Origin of the sequence: Streptomyces sp. NPDC056503, from assembly GCF_042794995.1 — a bacterium.
GTDB lineage: Bacteria > Actinomycetota > Actinomycetes > Streptomycetales > Streptomycetaceae > Streptomyces.
Genome location: NZ_JBHTST010000112.1, coordinates 1 through 21607, shown reverse-complemented (window position 1 = coordinate 21607; position 21607 = coordinate 1). Strand labels below are relative to the sequence as shown.

Genomic DNA, 21607 nt, shown 5'->3' with positions numbered 1-21607 from the left:
CCCTCCGACAGTGACGCGATCTTTATCGAGGGGCTTCGCCGACGGCCGTCGGGGGCGCCAGGACCGTGAGCGCCCCGGGGACGCACTCGGCGGTCAGCGGGAGCGGCCCGAGCGGTTCGCCGTCCGCGTAGCCGGTGGTGGCGGGGGCGTCGAGGGTGACCGAGCGGACGCGGTACGTGGTGACGGCGGGGTGGTCGAGGTGGGTGCCCCGGTAGACGCGGGGGAAGACCCTGAGCAGGGTGGCGCGGCCGACGGCGCCGACGACGGTGACGTCGAGGAGGCCGTCGTCGGTGCGGGCGCCGGCGCAGATCCGCATGCCGCCGCCGTAGGACGAGCCGTTGCCGACGGCGACGAGGGTGGCGTCGGTCTCGACGGTCCGCCCGTCGAGGACGAGCCGGTAGGGGACGGTGCGGAAGGCGGCGAGCTCGGCGAGGATCGCCAGGTCGTACGTGAAGCGGCCGGCGGGGATCCGCATGCGGTTGCCGCGGTCGTTGACGCGGGAGTCGAAGCCGGAGGCGAGGACGGTGCCGTACCAGCGGGGCCCGGTCGCGGTGGTGACGCGTCCGAGGTCGACGGTACGGGCCGCGCCGTCGGCCAGCAGGCGGGAGGCGAGACGGGCGGCGGCGGCCGGGGCCCGGACGGGGAGGCCGAGGGAGCGGGCGAAGTCGTTGCCGGTGCCGACGGCGACGACGCCGAGCGGGGTGCCGGTGCCGGCGACGGCCTGGAGGGCGAGGGAGACCATGCCGTCGCCGCCGACGGCGACGAGGGCGCCGGTGCCGTCGTCCACGGCCTCTCGGGCGCGCCGCAGGGCGTCGGCGGCGTCGAGGCCGAGGACGGTGCGGACGGAGTGGCCGGCGGCGCGCAGGGCGTCCGCGGCGGGCCGGGCGGCGTCGGAGCCGTGGCCGCGGCCGGCGGCGGGATTGACGAAGAGCGTGATGTCGCTGGACATGGCGAGGTCCCCCCGGACGGAGTCTGGGGGGACCTTACAAGACCGGTCCGCCGCGGTGACCGCCGGTGGGGCGGCCCGTGGGGTCAGGTGATGTCGTCGTAGCCGCCGGTGCGGTGGGCGCGGGCGCCGTCGGTGTCGCCGGTGGCCTGCTCGGGCAGGGCGCGGGCGGCGGGGACGGGGTCCAGGGCGCCGACGGGTTCGGGGGTGAGGTCGACCACCGATGCCTCGTCGTCGGAGAGCTCGGCGTCGGGGTCGTTGCGGGCCCGCCGCTTGTCGTTGAGGATCGAGAATCCGACGGCGATGAAGTACAGGACGATGATCGGTCCGGCGAGGGCGATCATGCCGAGCGGGTCCGTGGACGGGGTGGCCACGGCGCCGAAGACGAAGGTGCCCATCACCATGGCGCGCCACCAGCCGGCCATGCGCTTGCCGGTGACCACGCCGGTGAGGTTGAGCATGATCAGCAGCAGCGGAAGCTCGAAGGCGAGACCGAAGACGAGCACCATCCTGGTGGTGAAGTCCAGGAGGTCGTCGAGGGAGAGGAAGTTCGAGGCGACGTCGGGCGTGATGCTGATGAGGACGCGCACGCTGACGGGCATGATCAGGTACGCCGTGTAGGCGCCGGCCGCGAAGAGGGGGACGGCGATGGCGGCGAACCAGTAGGTGTACTTCTTCTCGCTCTTGTGGAGGCCGGGCGCGACGAAGGCCCACAGCTGGTACAGCCAGACCGGGCTGGAGGCGATGAGGCCGGCCAGCATGATCACCTTCACCGTGGAGGTGAACGGGGAGAGCATGGTCTGGTAGGCGATGATGACGCAGCGTCCGCCGGTGTTGTCGGACACGGACGTGCCCGGGGGGCACTTCGGTACGGGGGACGACAGAAGGTCCATCAGCTGCTGACTGAAGAACGCGGCCACCACGGAGGCGACGACGACCGCCAGCATCGCCTTCGCGAGGCGGTTGCGCAGCTCACGGAGATGGTCCGCGAGAGGCATCCGCCCCTCGGGGTCCTTGTCCTTCTTCATGCGGGCAGACTTGGGCAACCCACGTCCTCATCTCGTGCGGGCAGGCCGCTGGGCGGCGAACTTGCGGGCGAACGGATCAGCGGCCGGCGTGGGCCGGTCAGCGCTGGGTGGTGTCCGACGCCTCGGTCACGGGACGGGCGCCGGTGACGTCGCCGGGGGCGGCCTTGATGGTGCGCGGGGCGGCGGGAGCGGCCTGGTCGGCCGGGGCCTCGGCGGGAGCGGCCTCCTGGCCCTCCGACTTCATGGCCTTGGCCTCGCTCTTGAGGATGCGGGCCGACTTGCCGAGGGAGCGGGCCATCTCCGGGAGCTTCTTGGCACCGAAGAGGAGCACGACGACCAGCAGGATGAGGCTGATCTCAAGGGGACCGATCTGACGGAACATGGCTGTGGTCTCTCTTCTCACCGAGGCGGCATGGGTGCGTGCCCGGCCGGTCGGACATGCGTCCGGCCACCGCGCTGTCTGCGATCGTAACCCGCAGGAGTAAACGTCGGGCAATGCCCGTGCGTACTCGCGATTGCGCCCGAGGGGCCCCGATCAGGCCGTCCCGGCGCGGTGCGGAACGGTCGATTCAGGGAAGCGAGCGGCTCGTTCGAGCCAGTCCGGTCGCGGCGGTCTCGAGTTCCTCCGCGGCGCGCTGGATCCGCTGTGTGGTGACTTCCACTTGGCGGCCGAGGCGCCGGACCTCCAGGAAGACCTTGACGGCGAGGCCGCCGAGGACGGCGAGGCCGAGGAAGCCGAGGGCGATCGCGAGCATGGGCCAGAACATGCGTCGAGCCTAGCTCTTGGGGGGTGGAGGGCCGGTCAGGCGGTGGTGTGGAGGCGGAGGGTGCGGACCCCGCCGCCGGTGAGGAGTTCGACGATGCGTTCGCCGGCGGGCTTGCGGACGGCGCTTCCGCATTCGGGGCAGGTGAAGGAGTAGAAGGTGGTGCGGTGGCTGGCTCCGATGGCCAGGCGCAGGGCGCCGGCGGCGAGTTCGAAGCGGCAGCGGCAGTCGGGGCAGGCGGCCTTGAAGAGGACCGGGGCAATCGACGCCGACAGACCGGACATCACGGACATTTCCCTCAACTCTCTACCTCGAAGACTCGCTGCTACTTCGGAAGGTCACCGGGCCGCGGACCCCCACACCCGCACCCTCGGGCACCGCCCCGGCCGACCGGTCCCGTACGGGAACCGCTCACCCGCCCCCGTACGGGAACGCTCACACGCCCTCGTACGCGGCGAGCGCGGCGGTCGCGGCCTCCCGGGCGCTGTCCGCGAGACCCGCCGGCGAGACGATCCGCCCGTCGCTGCCGAGCCGCAGCGCGAGCCTCCTCAGCGAGGCCGGGTCGGGGGTGCGCAGGGTGATCCGCAGCCCGCCGTCGGGCAGCTCGTCGGCCCGGTCGTGCGGGTAGTACTCGGCGACCCACCGGCCGCCGGGGCCGACCTCGACCACCACCTCCGGGTCGTCGGCCGAGGGCTGGACCAGTCCCTCGGAGAGGTCCCGCAGCTCCAGCTCCGGCGGCGCGGCGGTCTCCTCCAGGATCCGGATCTCGGCCACCCGGTCGAGCCGGAAGGTGCGGCGCGCCTCGGAGAGCCGGCACCACGCCTCCATGTACGTGTGACCGACGGCGAAGAGGCGGATGGGGTCGACCTCGCGCTCGGTGAGCTCGTCGCGGGCCGGCGAGTAGTAGCGCAGCCAGAGCCGCCTGCGCTCGGAGATGGCCCGGTCGACCTCGGCGAAGACGCCGCCCTCGGACTCGAAGGTGACCGAGAGGCGGGCGCTGGCGCCGGCGGCCTCGCCGGCCGCCGCCTCCAGCTTGGCGGTGGCGCGGACCAGCGCGTCCCGGTCGCCCTCGCGCAGCCCCGGCAGGGTGGCGACGGCGCGCGCGGCGACGAGCAGCGCGGTGGCCTCGTCGGCGGCGAGCCGCAGCGGCTCGGCGACGTCGTCCGGGTTGTGCCACCAGATCCGGTCGCCGTCGGTGTCGATGTCGAGGAGGTCGCCGCCCCGGAAGCTGGTGCCGCACATGGGCAGCACGTCGAGGTCGGAGATGAGCTCGTCCTCGGTGATGCCGAAGGCGCGGGCCACGTCGGCGACGTGGGCGCCGGGGCGCTCGCGGAGGTAGGTGACGAGGGAGAGCATCCGCCTCGTCTGGTCGATCGCGTTGGCAGCCATGCGGTTCGTCTTCCCCCTCAGCCCTTGGCGACGGCGCGCAGCCGCTCCACCACGTCGGCCCGCAGGTCGGCCGGTTCCAGTACGACGACGTCGGGGCCGAACTCGACCAGCCAGGCGTCGAGGCCGTGCCCGTACGGGATCTCCAGCTCGTCCCAGCCGTCGGCGCCCTCGCTCGTCTCGGTGGCCCGGGCCCGCAGCGGGTAGCCGCAGCCGGTCCGGAGCCGGATCCGGGCGGAGCGGGTGGCGGTCTCCCCCGCCCAGCTCTCGACGGTCTCGCGGACGGTGACGACGTCGGGCACGGGCGCGGTGAAGGCGCCGGCCCGGGAGCGGACCTTGCCGGTGATGCGGGAGAGGCGGAAGACGCGCTCGGCGCCGCGGTCGCGGTCCCAGCCGGCGAGGTACCAGTGGCCGCGCCAGCACTCCAGCGTCCAGGGCTCGACCTGGCGGGGCTCGGGGCGGGCGGCGTTGGCCTTGCGGTACTCGAAGGAGACGGGGCGCCGGTCGCGGCAGGCGAGCATCAGCGGCTCGAAGGCGCTCTCGTGGACCGGGATGCGGGGTTCGAGGGCGCTGGGCTGGATCTCGTACGTGTCCTCGGCCTCGGGCATGCCGGCGGCGCGCAGCTTCTGGAGGGCGCCGCTGGCGGCTCCGGCGAGGCGGGCCTGCTGCCAGACGCGGGCGGCGAGGCCGAGCGCGGCGGCCTCCTCGGCGTCCAGGGTGATGGGCGGGAGGCGGTTGGAGTCGCGGCGGGCGAGGTAGCCGGTCTCGCCGTCGAGGTTCTCGACGGTCTCGATGACCAGGCCCAGCTCGCGGAGGTCGTCCTTGTCCCGCTCGAACATGCGGTTGAAGGCCTCGTCGCCGCTGGCCTCCATGTACGCCTCGATGGAGCCGCGCAGTTCCCGCTTGCTGAGGGCGCGGCGCGTCCCGAGCAGGCACAGCGCGAGATTCATGAGCCGCTCGGCCTTGGCAATCGCCATGGACGCCTTGCACCCTCTTCCCCGGTTCCGTTCTCGGACGTCCGACCGTACCGCCCCGGGGTGTCCGGACAAAAGCCGAGGGCCCCCGCCGTGGAGGCGGGGGCCCTCGGTATGCGGCCTGGGGCGGGTCAGCCCTTCTTCACGGAGACGAGGTCGCAGACGAAGATCAGCGTCTCGCCGGGGCCGATCTTGCCGCCGGCACCACGGTCGCCGTAGGCGAGGTGCGCGGGGATGACCAGCTGGCGGCGGCCGCCGACCTTCATGCCCTGGACGCCCCGGTCCCAGCCCTGGATGACCATGCCGGCGCCGAGCGGGAACTCCAGCGGGGTGCCGCGGTTCCAGGAGGCGTCGAACTCCTCGCCGGAGTCGAAGGAGACACCGACGTAGTGGACGTTGACCGTGTCCCCGGCGGCGGCGACCTCGCCGTCGCCCTCCCAGATGTCCTTGATCTCCAGGTCGGCCGGCGCTTCGCCGCCCGGGAAGTCGACCTCGGGCTTCTCGATGCTCACTGCAGTGTGCTCCTCATGCGGATGAAACCGGGCGGACGATGGCCCGCGCGACCCCGACAACCTACCGTGCGGAGGGCCGGGGCGCGCGGGAACCCGCTACTGCTTGGTGAGGATGTCCACCGTGAAGACGAGGGTCGAGTTCGCCGGGATCGGCCCCTGCGCCTGGTCACCGTAGCCGTCGGCCGGCGGGACGACGAGCAGCACCCGGCTGCCGACCTTCTTGCCCTCCAGGCCCTTGCTCCAGCCCGGGATGACGTTGGCGAGCGGGAAGGTGGCCGGGGCGCCCCGGTCGTAGGAGCTGTCGAACTTCTTGCCGTCCTTCCAGAGCACGCCCTGGTACTGGACGGTCAGGGTGTCGGTGGCCTTGACGGCCTCGCCCTTGCCCTCGATGACGTAGTTGGAGACGAGTGCCTTCGGCGCGGCGGCCTTCGGGACGGTCAGCGAGGGGGCCTTGCCGTCGGTGTTGGTGCCGACCTTGGGAAGGTCCTTGTTCTCCTGCGCGACGACGGTGCCCTCGGCGGACTTCGGGATGGTGGTCGCCTTCAGGATGTCGACGACGAAGACCAGGGTGGCGCCGCCCTTGATGCTGGGCGGGGAGCCCTTCTCGCCGTAGCCGAGCTCCGGCGGGATGCCGATCTCGACGCGGCTGCCGACCTTCTGGCCCTTCAGGCCCTGGTCCCAGCCCTTGATGACCTGGCCGGCGCCGAGGGTGAGGGTGAACGGCTCGCCGCGGTCGAAGCTGTTGTCGAAGGGGGTCGTCGAGTCCCAGGTCTGACCGAGGTAGTTGACCTGGAGGGCGTCGCCGTCCTTGGTCACCGGGCCGTCGCCCTCGCTGATGACGTTGACCTTGAGTTCCTTCGGCGGGTCGCCCTCGCCCTTCGCGAGGGTCGGCTTCTCACCGAACTTCTCGCCCGCGGTGATGGCGGGGAGCCCGTTGGTCATCGAGGCGTTATCGGAGCCCTTGGTGTCGCTGCCGCACGCCGCTGTCGTGAGCAGCAGCAGCGGGACGACGAGAAGGCCGGCAATTCGGCGCACGTGTTCCTCAGATCTCAGACGGCACAGTAGTTGTCCGGACACTCTAGGGGACCCGTCTGAGACGTCCAGGGCCCCGCACGTCGTACGCGCGGGGCCCCGGTCCGTTCTTGTGATCGTCCTACATACCGGCGATCAGCTTCTCCACCCGGTCGTCGACCGAGCGGAACGGGTCCTTGCACAGGACCGTGCGCTGCGCCTGGTCGTTGAGCTTCAGGTGGACCCAGTCGACGGTGAAGTCCCGGCGCTGCTCCTGGGCGCGGCGGATGAAGTCGCCGCGGAGCCGGGCCCGGGTGGTCTGCGGGGGCACGGACTTGCCCTCGAAGATCTTCACGTCGTTGCAGATCCGCGCCGCCTGCCCGTTCTTCTGGAGCAGGTAGTACAGCCCGCGGCGGCGGTGGATGTCGTGGTACGCGAGGTCTATCTGGGCGACCCGCGGGTTCGACATGGTCATGTTGTGCTTGGCGCGGTACCGCTCGATGAGCTTGTACTTCATCACCCAGTCGATCTCGGTCTGGATGCGGTCGAGCCGCTCCTCCTCGATCGCGTCGAGCGTGCGGCCCCAGAGTTCGAGCACCTGGGCGACCGTGCCGGAGCGGATGCCCCGCCGGTCGACGAAGTCGGACGCCTTCTCGAAGTACTCGCGCTGCACCTCCAGGGCGGAGGCCTCGCGGCCGCTGGCCAGGCGCACCTTGCGCTGGCCGGTGATGTCGTGGCTGACCTCGCGGATGGCCCGGATCGGGTTCTCCAGGGTCAGGTCGCGCATCACGGTGCCGGCCTCGATCATGCGCAGCACGAGGTCGGTGGCGCCGACCTTGAGCAGCATGGTCGTCTCCGACATGTTGGAGTCGCCGACGATGACGTGGAGCCGGCGGTAGCGCTCGGCGTCGGCGTGCGGCTCGTCCCGGGTGTTGATGATGGGCCGGGAGCGGGTGGTGGCGGAGCTGACGCCCTCCCAGATGTGCTCGGCGCGCTGGGAGACGCAGTAGACGGCGCCGCGCGGGGTCTGGAGCACCTTGCCCGCGCCGCAGATCAGCTGACGCGTGACCAGGAACGGGATGAGGATGTCCGCGAGGCGGGAGAACTCGCCGTGGCGGGCGACGAGATAGTTCTCGTGGCAGCCGTAGGAGTTTCCGGCGGAGTCCGTGTTGTTCTTGAAGAGATAGACGTCGCCCGCGATTCCCTCCTCGTGCAGGCGGCGTTCGGCGTCCACGAGAAGACCTTCGAGAATGCGCTCGCCGGCCTTGTCGTGGGTGACGAGTTCGATCACGTCGTCGCATTCCGGTGTGGCGTATTCCGGATGCGAACCCACGTCCAGGTACAGGCGGGCGCCGTTCCGCAGGAAGACATTGCTGCTGCGGCCCCATGACACGACTCGGCGGAAGAGGTACCGCGCCACTTCGTCAGGAGACAGTCGGCGCTGTCCCCTGAACGTGCACGTGACGCCGTACTCGTTCTCCAGCCCGAAAATGCGGCGGTCCATGTCTGAACATTACGCCTGACGGCCTGTGCTGAAACCGGGTTGGACGTTCCCGTTTCGATCATTTTCCGATCAGAGGGCGTTCTTTTCGGTGTGTACGGCCGCGGTGCCGCCCCCGCTCACGGCGTGTCGGGAGCGGCGGCCGGGCGCGTCGGGGTCGTTCAGCACCCGGCCGGTGGAGAGCAGGACGAGCAGGGCGACCAGACCGCCGGCACCGGCCACGGCGAACCCGGCCACGGTCCCGGCGAGTTCGACGGCGGGTCCGGCGGCGGCCGAGCCCAGGGCCGCGCCGACGCCGAAGGTGGTGACCAGCCAGGAGAAGGCCTCGGTGACGGTTCCGGCCGGGGCGTGCCGGTCCACCACGATGAAGGCGCAGGCCAGCACGGGAGCGAGGAAGAAGCCCGAGAGGGCCGCGAGGCCGCTCATGGCGACCGGGCCGGGGGTGAGCATCAGCGGCAGGTAGCAGAGCGCGAGGAGCGCCACCAGGACGCGCAGCCGCCGCTCGGGGGCGCCCGCCCACTGCCGGGCGCCGTAGAGCACGCCGCCGAGGAGGGCGCCGAGGCCGAGGGCGGCCATCAGCCAGCCGTAGACGGAGGGGGTGCCCCGGTCGTCGGCGTAGGCGACGGCGGCGACCGTGATGGAGCCGAGGGCGAGGCCGACGAAGAAGAACGAGCCGAGCAGGGCGAGCAGCCCCGGGGAGCGCAGGGCGCCGAGCCAGTGGGCCTCGCGGGGCGCGGAGCGCCAGGCCCGAGAGGGCTCGGAGAGGACGACGGAGAGGGCGCCGAGCACGCCGATGAGGTTGATGACGAGAAGGGCGGCGGCGGGCGACCACAGGGCGACGACGAGGGTCACCAGGAGCGGGCCGACGGTGAACATGACCTCCTGCGCGACGGCGTCGAGGGCGTAGGCGCGGTGGACCCGGTCCTCACGGCCCAGGACGCTCGGCCAGAGGGCCCGCAGGCCGCCCTCCAGGGGCGGGGTGAAGAGTCCGGCGATCACGACGGCGGCGTAGGCGAGGGGGAGGTCGCCGATGCCGGCGAAGGCGAAGAGGGCCATGCCGAGGGCGGAGAGGACGGCGGCGGGCAGCTGGACGCGCGGCTGGCCCTTGAGGTCGACGGCTCGGCCGAGGAGGGGCTGCCCGACGGCGTTGGCGAGGCCGTACGCGGCGACGAGGCCGCCGGCGAGGGTGTAGCCGCCGCCCTGGTCGCGGACGAAGAGGGTCATGGCGATGGGGCCGGTGCCGTTGGGCAGCCGGCCGGCCAGGGTGCCGGCGAGCAGGCGGAGCGCGTGCGGCGCCCGCAGGATGTCGCGGTAGCCGCCGTGTGCCGTGGCCTCGGTGGCCATGCGGGTCTCCCCTCCGTCGGCTCCCGCCGAGGTTTTACGTATAACTTCCACCGTCATACGTACCATGGCGGCGTGACGCGGGTCCACCCCGCGGCCACGCACCACCGACCAGCGCACCACCGACCAGCGTCCGACGCGGAGGCCCCGTGCAGACCCCCGAAGCCCTCGGCGGCACCCGTCCGACCAGCAGGGACGTGGCCCGGGTGGCGGGCGTCTCGCAGGCCACCGTCTCCCTGGTCCTCGGCGAGAAGTGGCGCGGCCGGGTCTCGGAGCGCACCGCCGGCACCGTCCGGGCCGCCGCCCGCGAGCTCGGCTACCGGCCCAACCTCGCCGCCCGCAACCTGCGCCTCGGCCGCACCCGGACCGCCCTGCTCGTGGTGCCCGCGCTCACCAACGAGTTCTTCGCCCACGTGTACACCGGGGCGGCGGCCGTCGCCGCCGACCACGGCTTCGGCGTCGTGCTCTACCCCTCCCCCGACGGCGTCGGCCCCGCCCGTGACCCCTTCGCCTCCGCCCAGGCCGCCCTGGACGGCGTGCTGGCCTCCTCCATGGCGACCGACGCCCTGGAGGCCTTCCGGGGCAGCGACCTGCCGCTCGTCATGCTCGACAGCGACCCGGCGGACCCCGGCGCGGCCGCCCACGTCAACCTCGACGTCGCCGAGGGCATGCGCATGGTCACCGCCCATCTGCTCGCCCTCGGCCACCGCAGCTTCCTGCACCTGGCGTCGGCGGCCCCCTCCTGGACCTTCGACGTCCGGGCCGCGGCGCTCGCGCACGCCCTGCGGGGCGCGGAGGTGCGCACCGTACGCTCACCGCTCACCGTCGCGGCCGCGCGGGAGGCCGCCGGGGCGGCGCTCGGCGCGCCCGGACCCCGCCCCACGGCGGTGATCTGCGACGACGACATCCTCGCGGCCGGCGTCTGCAAGGCCGCGCGGCGGCTCGGCCTGCGCGTCCCGGAGGACCTGTCGGTCACCGGTTTCGACGACATGGCCCTGGCGACGGCCGTCGAGCCGGAGCTCACCACGGTCCGGCTGCCCGCCGAGGAGTTCGGCCGCCGGGGCATGGAGGCGCTGCTCGCCGTCCTGGCGGGCGAAGCGGCCCGCTCGGACGTCCTCCCCGCCGAACTGGTCCCCAGGGGCTCCACGGGGCCCGCACCGACCTCCTGACCCCACTTCCCGGCCGCCACGGCGAGGCCGTCCCCCGGACCGGCCCACGGACCGCACCGCCCCAGGCCCGGCGGACACCCGGGCACGCCGGAGGGCCGGGCACGCCGGAGGGCCCCGGTCCGGGTGGACCGGGGCCCTCCGGGCACAGCCGACGGCTACTCCTCGGACGCCTCGTCCGAGGGCTCGTCCGTCTTCGCCAGGGCCGCGTTGTCCGCCTCCAGGAGACGGACCAGCTGGCGGCCGACGATCCGCTTGAACTTCCGCTGCTGCGGACGCGTCCGGTCCAGGACCGCCACCTCCAGGCGCTCCGCGGGGATCTCCCGCTCGGTGCCGCTGGTGTCCCGGGAGAGCCCCTGCACCGCCAGCTTCAGGGCCTCCGCGAGCGACATCCCGTCCCGGTGCCGCTGGTCCAGGAAGGAGCTGATCTGCTCGGCGTTCCCGCCCACCGCGACCGAGCCGTGCTCGTCCACGATGGAGCCGTCGTGCGGCAGCCGGTAGATCTGGTCCCCGGCCGGCTCGCTGCCGACCTCGGCGACCACGAGCTCCACCTCGTACGGCTTCTCGCCGGCGCTGGAGAAGATGGTGCCCAGCGTCTGCGCGTAGACGTTGGCCAGGCCGCGCGCGGTGACGTCGTCCCGGTCGTAGGTGTAGCCGCGCAGGTCGGCGTAGCGGACGCCGCCGATGCGCAGGTTCTCGTACTCGTTGTACTTGCCGGCGGCGGCGAAGCCGATCCGGTCGTAGATCTCGCTGAACTTGTGCAGGGCGCGGGACGGGTTCTCGCCGACGAAGACGATGCCGTCGGCGTACTGGAGGACCACGAGGCTGCGGCCGCGCGCGATGCCCTTGCGGGCGTACTCCGCGCGGTCGGCCATGGCCTGCTGGGGGGAGACGTAGAACGGTGTCGACACCGGCGCTCGTCCCTTTCTTCTGGGCTGTGAGGGGGCGACGTAGGGGTCAGAGCAGGGCGGCGCGCGGTCCGTCCGGCTGCTCCAGACGCCGCTCGGTGATCGAACGGGCCAGCTCGGAGGATTCCGCCTCGGTGAGCCTGCGGAAGCCCTCGTCGGTGATGACGGTGACGATCGGGAAGATCCGCCGGGCCAGGTCCGGACCGCCGGTCGCCGAGTCGTCGTCCGCCGCGTCGTACAGCGCCTGTACGACCAGTGTGGTCGCCTGCTGCTCGCTGAGGTCCTCGCGGTACAGCTTCTTCATGGAGCCGCGGGCGAAGATCGAGCCCGAGCCGGTGGCGGCGTAGCCGTGCTCCTCGGAGCGGCCGCCGGTCACGTCGTAGGAGAAGATCCGGCCCTTCTCCCGGCCCTCGTCCCATCCGGCGAAGAGCGGCACCACGGCGAGGCCCTGCATGGCCATGCCGAGGTTGCTGCGGATCATCGTGGAGAGACGGTTCGCCTTGCCCTCGAGGGAGAGCGTGGCGCCCTCCACCTTCTCGAAGTGCTCGAGCTCCAGCTGGAAGAGCTTGACCATCTCGACGGCGAGACCGGCGGTGCCGGCGATGCCGACCGCGGAGTACTCGTCCGCCGGGAACACCTTCTCGATGTCCCGCTGCGCGATCATGTTGCCCATGGTGGCCCGCCGGTCACCGGCGAGCACGACGCCGCCGGGGAAGGTCGCCGCCACGATGGTGGTGCCGTGCGGGGCCTGGACGACCCCGTCCGGCAGCTTCCGGTTCCCCGGCAGCATCTCCGGCGAGTGGTCGGCCAGGAAGTCCATGAACGATGAGGAGCCCGGCGTCAGGAAGGCCGCCGGCAGACGCCCGATGCTACGAGGGTTGGCTTCCACGCGATTCCTTCCGGGTGGGTGAGAAGGGCCCGCCCCTGACACACGCGGGCCGATCTTGATTGCTGTGTACGGACCTTACCCGTGCGACGGCCTGTCATCCGTCCCCGGACCCACGGCTTCTTCCGGGGCTCCGGGGACGGGGAACGACAGGGGGATGCGGCTACTCGCCGCCCTTCTGCACGAAGCTCCGGACGAACTCCTCGGCGTTCTCCTCGAGCACGTCGTCGATCTCGTCGAGGACCGAGTCCACGTCCTCGCTCAGCTTCTCCTGGCGTTCCTGGAGGTCGGAGTTCGCCTCCGTGGTGGTCTCCTCGACCTCTTCCGTGGAACGCGTGGCCTTCTGCTGTCCGCCGCCGGTGTCCTTGGCCGCCATTTCCTCACCCCGCTCGAATCGGATCGCTCGGACATGTACTGCTGGGATCCTGCAAGATCAGACCCTACAAGCCGGGACCGACATCGGCCCCCGCATTTCCGCATCGTCCGGGCACTGCTTCCATGATTCCCAGGGCCCGGGTATTTCAGGCCCCTATTCCGGTCTCGAATCAGTTGCCGGAGAGGACCCGGACGAGTTCCTCCGCCGTGCGGCAGCGGTCCAGGAGGGCCGCCACGTGGGCCTTGGTGCCGCGCAGCGGCTCCAGGGTCGGGACGCGCTGGAGCGAGTCGCGGCCCGGCAGGTCGAAGATCACCGAGTCCCAGGACGCGGCGGCGACGTCGTCGGCGTACTGCTCCAGGCAGCGGCCCCGGAAGTAGGCCCTGGTGTCCTCCGGCGGCGCCGTCTCGGCCCGCTCCACCTCGCCCTCGTCCAGCAGCCGCTTCATGCGGCCGCGGGCCACCAGGCGGTTGTACAGCCCCTTGTCGGGCCGTACGTCCGCGTACTGGAGGTCCACCAGGTGCAGCCGGGGCGCGTCCCAGTCCAGGCCGTCGCGGCGGCGGTAGCCCTCCATGAGCTCCCGCTTGGCGATCCAGTCCAGCTCGCCGGCGAGGCTCATCGGGTCGTTCTCCAGGCGGTTGAGGGTGTCCTCCCACCGCGCCAGGACGTCCTTCGTCTGGTCGTCGGCGTCCGTGCCGTACCGCTCGTCCACGTACTTCCTGGCCAGCTCGAAGTACTCCATCTGGAGCTGCACCGCGGTGAGCGTCCGGCCGCTGCGCAGCGTGACGAGGTACTGGAGCGAGGGGTCGTGGGAGACGTGGTGGAGGGTGCGGACGGGCTGGTCGACGGCGAGGTCGACGGTGATGAAGCCGTCCTCGATCATGGAGAGGACGAGCGCCGTGGTGCCGAGCTTGAGGTAGGTGGAGATCTCGGAGAGGTTGGCGTCCCCGATGATCACGTGGAGCCGGCGGTACTTCTCGGCGTCGGCGTGCGGCTCGTCGCGGGTGTTGATGATGGGGCGCTTGAGGGTGGTCTCCAGGCCCACCTCGACCTCGAAGTAGTCGGCGCGCTGGCTGATCTGGAAGCCGTCCTCGCGTCCGTCCTGCCCGAGGCCGACGCGGCCGGCGCCGGTGACGACCTGGCGGGAGACGAAGAACGGCGTCAGGTGGCGCACGATGTCCGAGAAGGGGGTCTCCCGCTTCATCAGGTAGTTCTCGTGCGTGCCGTAGGAGGCGCCCTTGTTGTCGGTGTTGTTCTTGTAGAGGTGGATGGGCTGGGCGCCGGGGAGCTGGGCGGCGCGCTCGGCCGCCTCGGCCATGATCCGCTCGCCGGCCTTGTCCCAGAGCACGGCGTCGCGCGGGTTGGTGACCTCGGGGGCGCTGTACTCGGGGTGGGCGTGGTCCACGTAGAGCCGGGCGCCGTTGGTGAGGATCACGTTGGCGAGGCCGATGTCCTCGTCGGTGAGCTGGCTGGAGTCGGCGACCTCGCGGGCGAGGTCGAAGCCGCGGGCATCCCGCAGCGGGTTCTCCTCCTCGAAGTCCCAGCGGGCGCGGCGCGCCCGGTGCATCGCCGCGGCGTAGGCGTTGACGATCTGGGACGAGGTGAGCATGGCATTGGCGTTCGGGTGACCGGGGACGGAGATCCCGTACTCCGTCTCGATGCCCATTACTCGCCGTACGGTCATGCGGCCCTCCTTGCCCGGCGGCGCTCAGTGCGCGACTCGGCGGTACCGAAGAGCCTAGAGCGGCTCCGCGCTGGTGGGGAGATCACTTGCGGTATTTCCCGGATGTGGCCGAGAGTTTTTCCGGTGCGAATGCGACGGCTGCGGATGCCCGGTTTCCGGACATCCGCAGCCGGTGTGCGCTTTTACAGGTACTGACCGGTGTTGGCCACCGTGTCGATGGAGCGCCCGGTGTCCGCGCCCTGCTTTCCGGTGACGAGGGTGCGGATGAAGACGATCCGCTCGCCCTTCTTTCCGGAGATACGGGCCCAGTCGTCGGGGTTGGTGGTGTTGGGCAGGTCCTCGTTCTCCTTGAACTCGTCCACGCAGGCCTGGAGGAGGTGGGAGACGCGGATGCCCTTCTGGTCGTGGTCGAGGAAAGCCTTGATGGCCATCTTCTTGGCCCGGTCGACGATGTTCTGGATCATCGCGCCGGAGTTGAAGTCCTTGAAGTAGAGGACTTCCTTGTCACCGTTGGCGTACGTGACTTCGAGGAAGCGGTTCTCCTCGGATTCGGCGTACATCTGCTCGACGACGGACTGGATCATCCCGTTGGCGGCGGCGGCCTTGGAGCCGCTGTGCTCGGAGACGTCGTCCGTGTGGAGCGGAAGGTTGGCGGTGAGGTACTTCGCGAAGATGTCCTTCGCCGCCTCGGCGTCCGGACGCTCGATCTTGATCTTCACGTCGAGCCGGCCGGGCCTCAGGATCGCGGGGTCGATCATGTCCTCGCGGTTGGAGGCGCCGATCACGATCACGTTCTCCAGGCCCTCGACGCCGTCGATCTCGGCGAGCAGCTGGGGGACGATGGTGTTCTCCACGTCCGAGCTGACACCGGATCCGCGGGTGCGGAAGAGCGACTCCATCTCGTCGAAGAAGACGATGACGGGGGTGCCTTCGCTGGCCTTCTCGCGGGCCCGCTGGAAGACCAGGCGGATGTGCCGCTCGGTCTCGCCGACGTACTTGTTGAGGAGCTCGGGGCCCTTGATGTTGAGGAAGTAGGACTTCCCCGCGGGCTGGCCGGTGACCTCGGCGACCTTCTTGGCCAGGGAGTTGGCGACGGCCTTGGCGATGAGCGTCTTGCCGCAGCCGGGCGGCCCGTAGAGCAGGATGCCCTTGGGCGGCCGCAGTTCGTGCTCCTTGAACAGGTCGGGGTAGAGGTACGGGAGCTCGACCGCGTCGCGGATCAGCTCGATCTGGTTGCCCAGACCGCCGATCTTGTCGTAGTCGACGTCCGGGACCTCTTCGAGGACGAGCTCCTCGACCTCGCTCTTGGGCACGACCTCGTAGACGTACCCGGACCGGGAGTCGAAGAGCAGGGCGTCACCGGAGCGGATGGTGATGTCCAGCAGAGGCTCGGCGAGCCTCACCACCCGCTCCTCGTCGGTGTGCCCCACCACCAGGGCGCGCTCGCCGTCCTCCAGGATCTCCTTGAGGGTGACGATCTCCCCGGCGCGCTCGAACTCCATGGCCTCGACCACGTTGAGCGCCTCGTTGAGCATGACTTCCTGGCCACGCCGGAGCTCTTCGAGCTCGACGCTGGGACTTACGTTCACCCTGAGCTTGCGGCCCCCGGTGAAGATGTCGCACGTGCCGTCCTCATTGGCCTGCAGGAAGACACCGAATCCGGCCGGCGGCTGCGCGAGCCGGTCGACCTCTTCCTTGAGGGCCACGATCTGGTCGCGTGCCTCACGGAGCGTGTTCGCCAGCCTTTCGTTCTGCGCGGACACTCCGGCCAGGCTCGTCTGCAGCTCGACGATCCGCTCTTCGAGAATCCTCGTGTGTCGCGGAGAGTCGGCGAGCTTGCGGCGCAGGACGGCGATTTCCTGCTCGAGATAGGCAACCTGGCCGGCGGGGTCTTCAGACCCTCGCCCCGGCCGGATGCCGCGGTTGATGTCGTCGTCGTGGGCTGCCACGGTCCTCACCTCCTCCAAGGGGAGCTGGACGCATCCTGACCCTACCTGCGTGGGTGATGATTGAAACCCCTAGATCAAAAAGACTCCGGGGTGTGTCCGATCTTCACCCTTGCGCTTCCCCTCTCGCCAGCTGAATACCCACCCTTCACGCTCTGAAAGCGGGCAGTTGTATCGTTCGTGAAGGGTCAACACCCGCGGGTCGCGGCCTCAATTGTCCGCGCGGAGCAGAAACGGCAGAAGAGATGAGCGTGCAGCACGAGTCACCGGCCGACGGAGCCGAGGAGGCTCTGGAGGTCTGGATCGATCAGGACCTGTGCACCGGGGACGGGATCTGCGCGCAGTACGCTCCCGAGGTCTTCGAACTGGACATCGACGGGCTCGCGTATGTGAAGAGCGCCGAGGACGAGCTGCTCCAGGAGACGGGGGCGACGACCCCGGTCCCGCTGCCGCTGCTCCAGGACGTCGTGGACTCGGCGAAGGAGTGCCCGGGCGACTGCATCCACGTCCGGCGGGTCCGGGACCGCGTCGAGGTGTACGGCCCCGACGCGGAGTGACGGGTCAGGCGCCGAGCGCCTCCGCGCCGGTGGTGCGCACGAAGGCACCGCCGGTCCACTCCCATCCGACCTGCTCCTTCTCATCCGGGCAGCAGCTGGGGACGTCGGGGGACGAGTAGCCGAGCAGGGTGGCGCGGACGGTTCCGCCGCGGATCGCGAGGCCGGTGACGCTGCGCTGTTCGCGCGGGTCGACGAGGGTGGCCACCACGCGCGCGGGGGCGTCGTCGCCGCGGCCGCGGGTCAGGACGTAGAGGCCGGCGGGCGGGCTTCCGGATCCGGCTTCGCAGTGTACGACCGCAACGGTCTCGGGGTTCTCGTCGCCGTCCAGGTCTCCGGTCGCGTACCGGGCGACGCGGTGGGGCGCTCCCCCGCACTGGAGGGGGTAGTCGGCCGTGCCGGCGTCGGGTGCGGCGGCCGGCCCGGCGGCCGCGGGGGCGGACGCCGCCCGGGTGGCGGGGCCCGCTTCGGCGGCTCGGGGGGTCAGGGCGCCGGAGAGGGCAACAACCGCGGCGGTCGCGGTGGCGGTGGCCAGCCAGTGCAGCGGCCGGGCGTGGGTGTGTGCGAGGTCCACGAGGTCCGGGGCGGCGGAGGGCTGCACGCGAGACGTCTCCTGTGAGGGTCGTGCCGAGGGGTTGCGGGCATCGTGCCACACGTCACAGGGCGGCGGAACCGCCGGGGGTGGTGAACCGGGGCCGAACGCGGCGACGCCGCCGTCCGGTTCCCCGCGGCGCGGGGTGAACGGACGGCGGCGTCGCCGTGATCCTGTCGGTGTGTCAGCCCTTGTTGGGGCCGTCGTAGTCCTCGCCGTAGGCGCCCTTGGCGGGGCGGCGGCGGCGCATCGGGGGCTCGACGCCGTCCGCGAGGCGGCGGGCGGTGACGAGGAAGCCGGTGTGGCCGATCATGCGGTGATCGGGGCGCACGGCCAGGCCCTCGACGTGCCAGTTGCGGATCATGGACTCCCAGGGCTGCGGCTCGGCGTAGCAGCCGATCTCGCGGATGGACTCCACGGTGCGGGCCAGCTGGGTGGTGGTGGCCACGTAGCAGCAGAGGATGCCGCCCGGGACGAGGCTCTTGGAGACGGCCTCCAGGCACTCCCAGGGGGCGAGCATGTCGAGGATGACCCGGTCGACGTCGGAGTCGGTCAGGTTGTCCTGGAGGTCGCCGACGGTGAGCTGCCAGGCCGGGTGGGGGCCGCCGAAGTAGCGCTCGACGTTGCCCTTCGCGATCTCGGCGAAGTCCTCGCGGCGCTCGTAGGAGTGGAGCATGCCGCTGTCGCCGATGGCGCGGAGCAGGAAGCTGCTGAGCGAGCCGGAACCCACGCCGGCCTCCACGACGCGCGCGCCGGGGAAGATGTCGGCGAAGGCGAGGATCTGTCCCGCGTCCTTCGGGTAGACCACGGCGGCGCCGCGGGGCATGGACAGGACGTAGTCGGGGAGCAGGGGGCGCAGCGCGAGGTAGGCGACGTTTCCGGTGGTGCGGACAACGCTGCCCTCGGGAGCGCCGATCAGCTCGTCATGCGGGAAGGAACCCTTGTGGGTGTGGAAGTTCTTTCCCTCTTCGAGCGTGAACGTGTAGTGGCGGCCCTTGGGGTCGGTCAGCTGAACCTGGTCCCCGACCTTGAAGGGCCCGCGTCGGCGGGCGGCACCGGTCGGTTCGGACATGGGAACAGAGTACCGGTGTTACTGGGACGGTCGTGCCATGGCCTTCACGAAGGCGCGCTCGACGTCGGTGGTGGCGAGGACCCCGTAGATCTCGCCGGTCTCCTCGACGACGAGGTACTCGGTGGCGGGGGTGGCCCGGAGGTGGTCGAGGAGGGGCTGGCCGGTGAGCTCGGCCGGGACGCGCATGCCGGGGCCGAGGTCCTGGGCGAGGGTGGAGACGGCGACCCAGGGGCGGCGGTGCTGGGGGACGGCGGCGATGGCGGCCTCGCGGACGATGCCGGTGGGCTCGCCGGTGCCGTCGACGACGACGAGGGCGCGGGCACCGGCCTCGTTGGCCCGGCGGAGGGCCTCGGAGAGGGGGGTGTCGGGCTCGACGGGGACGGCGCGCCGGGTGAGGGCGCGGGCGCGGAGCTCGGGGAGGTGTTCGCGGAGGCGGGCCATCCGGAGGCTGTTGCCGGCGCCGGTCCAGATGATCGCGGCCAGGATGGCGGCGAGGAGGGCGTCGGTGACGGTGGTGAAGCCGTCGATGTCCGCGGTGGAGTTGCCGAGCCAGCCGGTGCGGGTGAGGAGGGGGAGGCCGATGAGGACGGTGACGGCGAGGGCGCGGCCGACCCAGGCGGCGGCGACGGTGCCGCTCATGGGCTTGCCGGTGAGCTTCCAGACGATCGCGCGGAGCATCCGGCCGCCGTCGAGGGGGAGGCCGGGGAGGAGGTTGAAGATCGCCACGATGAGGTTGGAGATCATCAGGCCGGCGAGGAGGACGCCGGGCACGGTGCCGGGTTCGACGGCGTACATGGAGAGGTAGAAGACGCCGGCGAGGACGAGGGAGAGCAGGGGGCCGACGAAGGCCAGGACGAACTCGCGGCCGGGGGTCTCGGACTCCTTCTCGATCTCGGAGACGCCGCCGAAGAACTGGAGCTGGATGCGCCGGACCGGGAGCTTGAAGCGGAGGGCGGCGATGGTGTGGGCGAGCTCGTGGACGAGGACGGAGGCGTAGAAGGCGACGGCGAAGAAGAGGGAGACGAGGTAGCGGGCGGCGCCGAGTTCGGGCAGGACCCGTTCGATCTGGTCGCCGAAGACCCAGGTGATGAGGGCTGCGACGAGGAACCAGCTGGGCGCGACGTAGACGGGCACGCCGAAGGGGCGGCCCATCAGGATCCCGCCGCCGGGTTCCTCGGTCCGCTGCGGCTTGGGCTCGTCCTGGTTCACGGGTTCCTCTCGTCGCCGGGGTGACCGCGTCGGTGCGTCACGGTTCGATCATGCAGCGCGACGGGCCATGCGTCGATGGTATTCGGCTCGCTGTCGGTGGCGGGCCGTAGGGTCTGTGTCATGAGTACGAGCGAGCGGCTCCCGGAGGGGCCCCGGGCGCCCATGTCGCTGTCGCCCTCGCGGGCGAGCGACTTCATGCAGTGTCCCCTGTTGTACCGGTTCCGGGTGATCGACCGGCTGCCGGAGAAGCCGAGCGCGGCGGCGACGCGCGGGACGCTGGTGCACGCGGTCCTGGAGCGGCTCTTCGACGATCCGGCGGCGGAGCGGACGGTGCCGCGGGCGAAGGCGATGGTCCCGGGCCAGTGGGACCGGCTCCTGGAGGCGCGGCCGGAGCTGGGCGAGCTGTTCGCGGACGATCCGACGGGCGACCGGCTCGGGCAGTGGCTGGCGGAGGCCGAGGCGCTGGTGGAGCGGTGGTTCACGCTGGAGGACCCGGTGCGGCTGGAGCCGGCCGAGCGCGAGCTGTTCGTGGAGACGGAGCTGGAGTCGGGGCTGCGGCTGCGCGGGGTGATCGACCGCGTGGACGTGGCGCCGACGGGCGAGGTCCGGATCGTCGACTACAAGACGGGGAAGGCGCCGCGGCCGGAGTACAGCGAGGGCGCGCTCTTCCAGATGACGTTCTACGCCCTGGTGGTGTGGCGGCTGAAGGGCGTGATCCCGCGCCGCCTCCAGCTGGTGTACCTGGGGAGCGGGGACGTGCTGACGTACGACCCGGTGGAGGCGGACCTGCGGTGGGTGGAGCGGAAGCTGCACGCGCTGTGGGAGGCGATCCGCACGGCGACGGAGACGGGCGACTGGCGGCCGCGGCCGACGAAGCTGTGCGGCTGGTGCGACCACCAAGCGGTGTGCCCGGAGTTCGGGGGGACTCCCCCGGTGTATCCGCTGGAGATCGTTTCCGCGCGCCCGGCGGAGTCGGGCGAATCGGGGCAGGGCAGAATGGGCGGCGACCGGCCCGCCTCGTGAAGGAGCCCCTGTGACGATTCGCGTCCTCCTGGTCGACGACCAGCCGCTGCTGCGCACCGGCTTCCGGATGATTCTGGAGGCGGAGCAGGACCTGGCGGTGGTGGGAGAGGCCGGTGACGGTCTGCAGGCGCTGGACCAGGTGCGGGCGCTCCAGCCGGACGTGGTGCTGATGGACATCCGGATGCCGCGGATGGACGGGGTGGAGGCGACCCGGCAGATCACCGGTCCCGGCCGGGACGGCCCGGCGAAGGTGCTGGTGCTGACCACCTTCGACCTGGACGAGTACGTGGTGGAGGCGCTGCGCGCGGGCGCGAGCGGCTTCCTGCTGAAGGACGCCCCGGCGAACGAGCTGGTGCAGGCGATCCGGGTGGTGGCGGCGGGCGAGGCGATGCTGGCCCCGTCGATCACGCGGCGGCTGCTCGACAAGTACTCGGCGCATCTGCCGACGGGCGAGGAGCGGATGCCGGACACGCTGAGCACGCTGACCGACCGCGAGGTGGAGGTGCTGAAGCTGGTGGCCCGCGGTCTGTCGAACGCGGAGATCGCGGCGGACCTGTTCGTCAGCGAGACGACGGTGAAGACGCACGTGGGCCATGTGCTGACCAAGCTGGGCCTGCGCGACCGGGTGCAGGCCGCGGTGTACGCGTACGAGAGCGGTCTGGTGCGCCCGGGGGGCAACGGCCAGTAGGGCGGTGCGGTACGGCGGAGGGCCCGGCGCGCGGGGTGCGCGC

At 71.4% G+C, this 21607-nt stretch carries 23 protein-coding genes; 4 read left to right on the top strand and 19 right to left on the bottom strand.

Going from position 1 to position 21607, the window contains the following annotated elements; translation table 11 throughout:
- Nucleotides 1–22: 22 nt before the first annotated feature.
- From ACFQ8C_RS27585 to ACFQ8C_RS27535, 11 genes are all read right to left on the bottom strand, one after another.
- Nucleotides 23–949 carry a diacylglycerol kinase gene (locus tag ACFQ8C_RS27585; RefSeq protein WP_383462336.1) on the bottom strand — a complete coding sequence of 309 codons (927 nt, stop codon included), beginning with the start codon at nt 947–949 and terminating at the stop codon, nt 23–25.
- Between the two features lie 83 nt (nt 950–1032).
- Nucleotides 1033–1944 carry a twin-arginine translocase subunit TatC gene (gene tatC / locus ACFQ8C_RS27580; RefSeq protein WP_383462347.1) on the bottom strand — a complete coding sequence of 304 codons (912 nt, stop codon included), beginning with the start codon at nt 1942–1944 and terminating at the stop codon, nt 1033–1035.
- Between the two features lie 127 nt (nt 1945–2071).
- On the bottom strand, nt 2072–2356 hold the full coding sequence (gene tatA / locus ACFQ8C_RS27575; protein WP_189949628.1) for a Sec-independent protein translocase subunit TatA: 285 nt from the start codon (nt 2354–2356) through the stop codon (nt 2072–2074).
- Between the two features lie 187 nt (nt 2357–2543).
- Complete coding sequence (locus tag ACFQ8C_RS27570; protein ID WP_383462334.1) at nt 2544–2741, bottom strand: hypothetical protein; 198 nt, start codon at nt 2739–2741, stop codon at nt 2544–2546.
- Nucleotides 2742–2776: 35 nt separating this feature from the next.
- Nucleotides 2777–3031, bottom strand: coding sequence for a hypothetical protein (locus ACFQ8C_RS27565; RefSeq protein ID WP_383462332.1), 255 nt, complete (start codon nt 3029–3031; stop codon nt 2777–2779).
- A 142-nt stretch (nt 3032–3173) separates the two neighbouring features.
- Nucleotides 3174–4127, bottom strand: a complete 954-nt coding sequence (locus ACFQ8C_RS27560; RefSeq protein ID WP_383462330.1) for a helix-turn-helix transcriptional regulator — start codon at nt 4125–4127, stop codon at nt 3174–3176.
- A 17-nt stretch (nt 4128–4144) separates the two neighbouring features.
- The gene (locus tag ACFQ8C_RS27555; protein ID WP_383462329.1) at nt 4145–5101 is read right to left on the bottom strand and encodes a helix-turn-helix transcriptional regulator; all 957 of its coding nucleotides are present in this window, start codon (nt 5099–5101) and stop codon (nt 4145–4147) included.
- Between the two features lie 128 nt (nt 5102–5229).
- Nucleotides 5230–5610 carry an FKBP-type peptidyl-prolyl cis-trans isomerase gene (locus ACFQ8C_RS27550; protein WP_383462327.1) on the bottom strand — a complete coding sequence of 127 codons (381 nt, stop codon included), beginning with the start codon at nt 5608–5610 and terminating at the stop codon, nt 5230–5232.
- 96 nt (nt 5611–5706) lie between these two features.
- Complete coding sequence (locus ACFQ8C_RS27545) at nt 5707–6645, bottom strand: FKBP-type peptidyl-prolyl cis-trans isomerase (protein WP_383462325.1); 939 nt, start codon at nt 6643–6645, stop codon at nt 5707–5709.
- A 118-nt stretch (nt 6646–6763) separates the two neighbouring features.
- The gene (gene pafA, locus ACFQ8C_RS27540) at nt 6764–8125 is read right to left on the bottom strand and encodes a Pup--protein ligase (RefSeq protein ID WP_383462323.1); all 1362 of its coding nucleotides are present in this window, start codon (nt 8123–8125) and stop codon (nt 6764–6766) included.
- Nucleotides 8126–8194: 69 nt separating this feature from the next.
- Nucleotides 8195–9466, bottom strand: coding sequence for an MFS transporter (locus ACFQ8C_RS27535; protein ID WP_383462321.1), 1272 nt, complete (start codon nt 9464–9466; stop codon nt 8195–8197).
- A gap of 146 nt (nt 9467–9612) precedes the next feature.
- Between ACFQ8C_RS27535 and ACFQ8C_RS27530 the strand changes: the two genes are divergently transcribed.
- Entirely contained in the window at nt 9613–10632 is a 1020-nt protein-coding gene (locus tag ACFQ8C_RS27530; protein WP_383462319.1) for a LacI family DNA-binding transcriptional regulator, read from the top strand.
- A gap of 155 nt (nt 10633–10787) precedes the next feature.
- Here the strand turns inward: ACFQ8C_RS27530 and prcA are convergent, their stop codons facing one another.
- From prcA to arc, 5 genes are all read right to left on the bottom strand, one after another.
- Nucleotides 10788–11540, bottom strand: a complete 753-nt coding sequence (prcA, locus tag ACFQ8C_RS27525; RefSeq protein WP_383462318.1) for a proteasome subunit alpha — start codon at nt 11538–11540, stop codon at nt 10788–10790.
- Between the two features lie 46 nt (nt 11541–11586).
- Nucleotides 11587–12426 carry a proteasome subunit beta gene (gene prcB / locus ACFQ8C_RS27520; RefSeq protein WP_383462316.1) on the bottom strand — a complete coding sequence of 280 codons (840 nt, stop codon included), beginning with the start codon at nt 12424–12426 and terminating at the stop codon, nt 11587–11589.
- A gap of 160 nt (nt 12427–12586) precedes the next feature.
- Nucleotides 12587–12799 carry a ubiquitin-like protein Pup gene (locus ACFQ8C_RS27515; RefSeq protein WP_383462315.1) on the bottom strand — a complete coding sequence of 71 codons (213 nt, stop codon included), beginning with the start codon at nt 12797–12799 and terminating at the stop codon, nt 12587–12589.
- A gap of 169 nt (nt 12800–12968) precedes the next feature.
- Nucleotides 12969–14480, bottom strand: coding sequence for a depupylase/deamidase Dop (gene dop, locus ACFQ8C_RS27510; protein WP_383462314.1), 1512 nt, complete (start codon nt 14478–14480; stop codon nt 12969–12971).
- Nucleotides 14481–14662: 182 nt separating this feature from the next.
- Complete coding sequence (gene arc, locus ACFQ8C_RS27505) at nt 14663–16429, bottom strand: proteasome ATPase (RefSeq protein ID WP_383462312.1); 1767 nt, start codon at nt 16427–16429, stop codon at nt 14663–14665.
- A 242-nt stretch (nt 16430–16671) separates the two neighbouring features.
- On the opposite strand from arc, the gene ACFQ8C_RS27500 reads away from it, so the two are divergent.
- Nucleotides 16672–16983, top strand: coding sequence for a ferredoxin (locus ACFQ8C_RS27500; RefSeq protein WP_383462311.1), 312 nt, complete (start codon nt 16672–16674; stop codon nt 16981–16983).
- A gap of 4 nt (nt 16984–16987) precedes the next feature.
- Here the strand turns inward: ACFQ8C_RS27500 and ACFQ8C_RS27495 are convergent, their stop codons facing one another.
- The 3 genes from ACFQ8C_RS27495 to ACFQ8C_RS27485 all read right to left on the bottom strand — a co-directional run bounded on the left by ACFQ8C_RS27495 (nt 16988) and on the right by ACFQ8C_RS27485 (nt 19796).
- Entirely contained in the window at nt 16988–17581 is a 594-nt protein-coding gene (locus ACFQ8C_RS27495; RefSeq protein ID WP_383462309.1) for a hypothetical protein, read from the bottom strand.
- A 175-nt stretch (nt 17582–17756) separates the two neighbouring features.
- The gene (locus ACFQ8C_RS27490) at nt 17757–18644 is read right to left on the bottom strand and encodes a tRNA (adenine-N1)-methyltransferase (protein ID WP_383462307.1); all 888 of its coding nucleotides are present in this window, start codon (nt 18642–18644) and stop codon (nt 17757–17759) included.
- 18 nt (nt 18645–18662) lie between these two features.
- Complete coding sequence (locus tag ACFQ8C_RS27485; protein ID WP_383462345.1) at nt 18663–19796, bottom strand: site-2 protease family protein; 1134 nt, start codon at nt 19794–19796, stop codon at nt 18663–18665.
- Between the two features lie 177 nt (nt 19797–19973).
- On the opposite strand from ACFQ8C_RS27485, the gene ACFQ8C_RS27480 reads away from it, so the two are divergent.
- Together ACFQ8C_RS27480 and ACFQ8C_RS27475 are read left to right on the top strand one after the other, a co-directional pair.
- Nucleotides 19974–20876, top strand: coding sequence for a RecB family exonuclease (locus tag ACFQ8C_RS27480; RefSeq protein ID WP_383462305.1), 903 nt, complete (start codon nt 19974–19976; stop codon nt 20874–20876).
- Between the two features lie 10 nt (nt 20877–20886).
- Nucleotides 20887–21564 (top strand): response regulator, encoded by a 678-nt coding sequence (locus tag ACFQ8C_RS27475; protein ID WP_383462303.1) that lies wholly within the window; start codon nt 20887–20889, stop codon nt 21562–21564.
- Nucleotides 21565–21607: the final 43 nt, after the last annotated feature.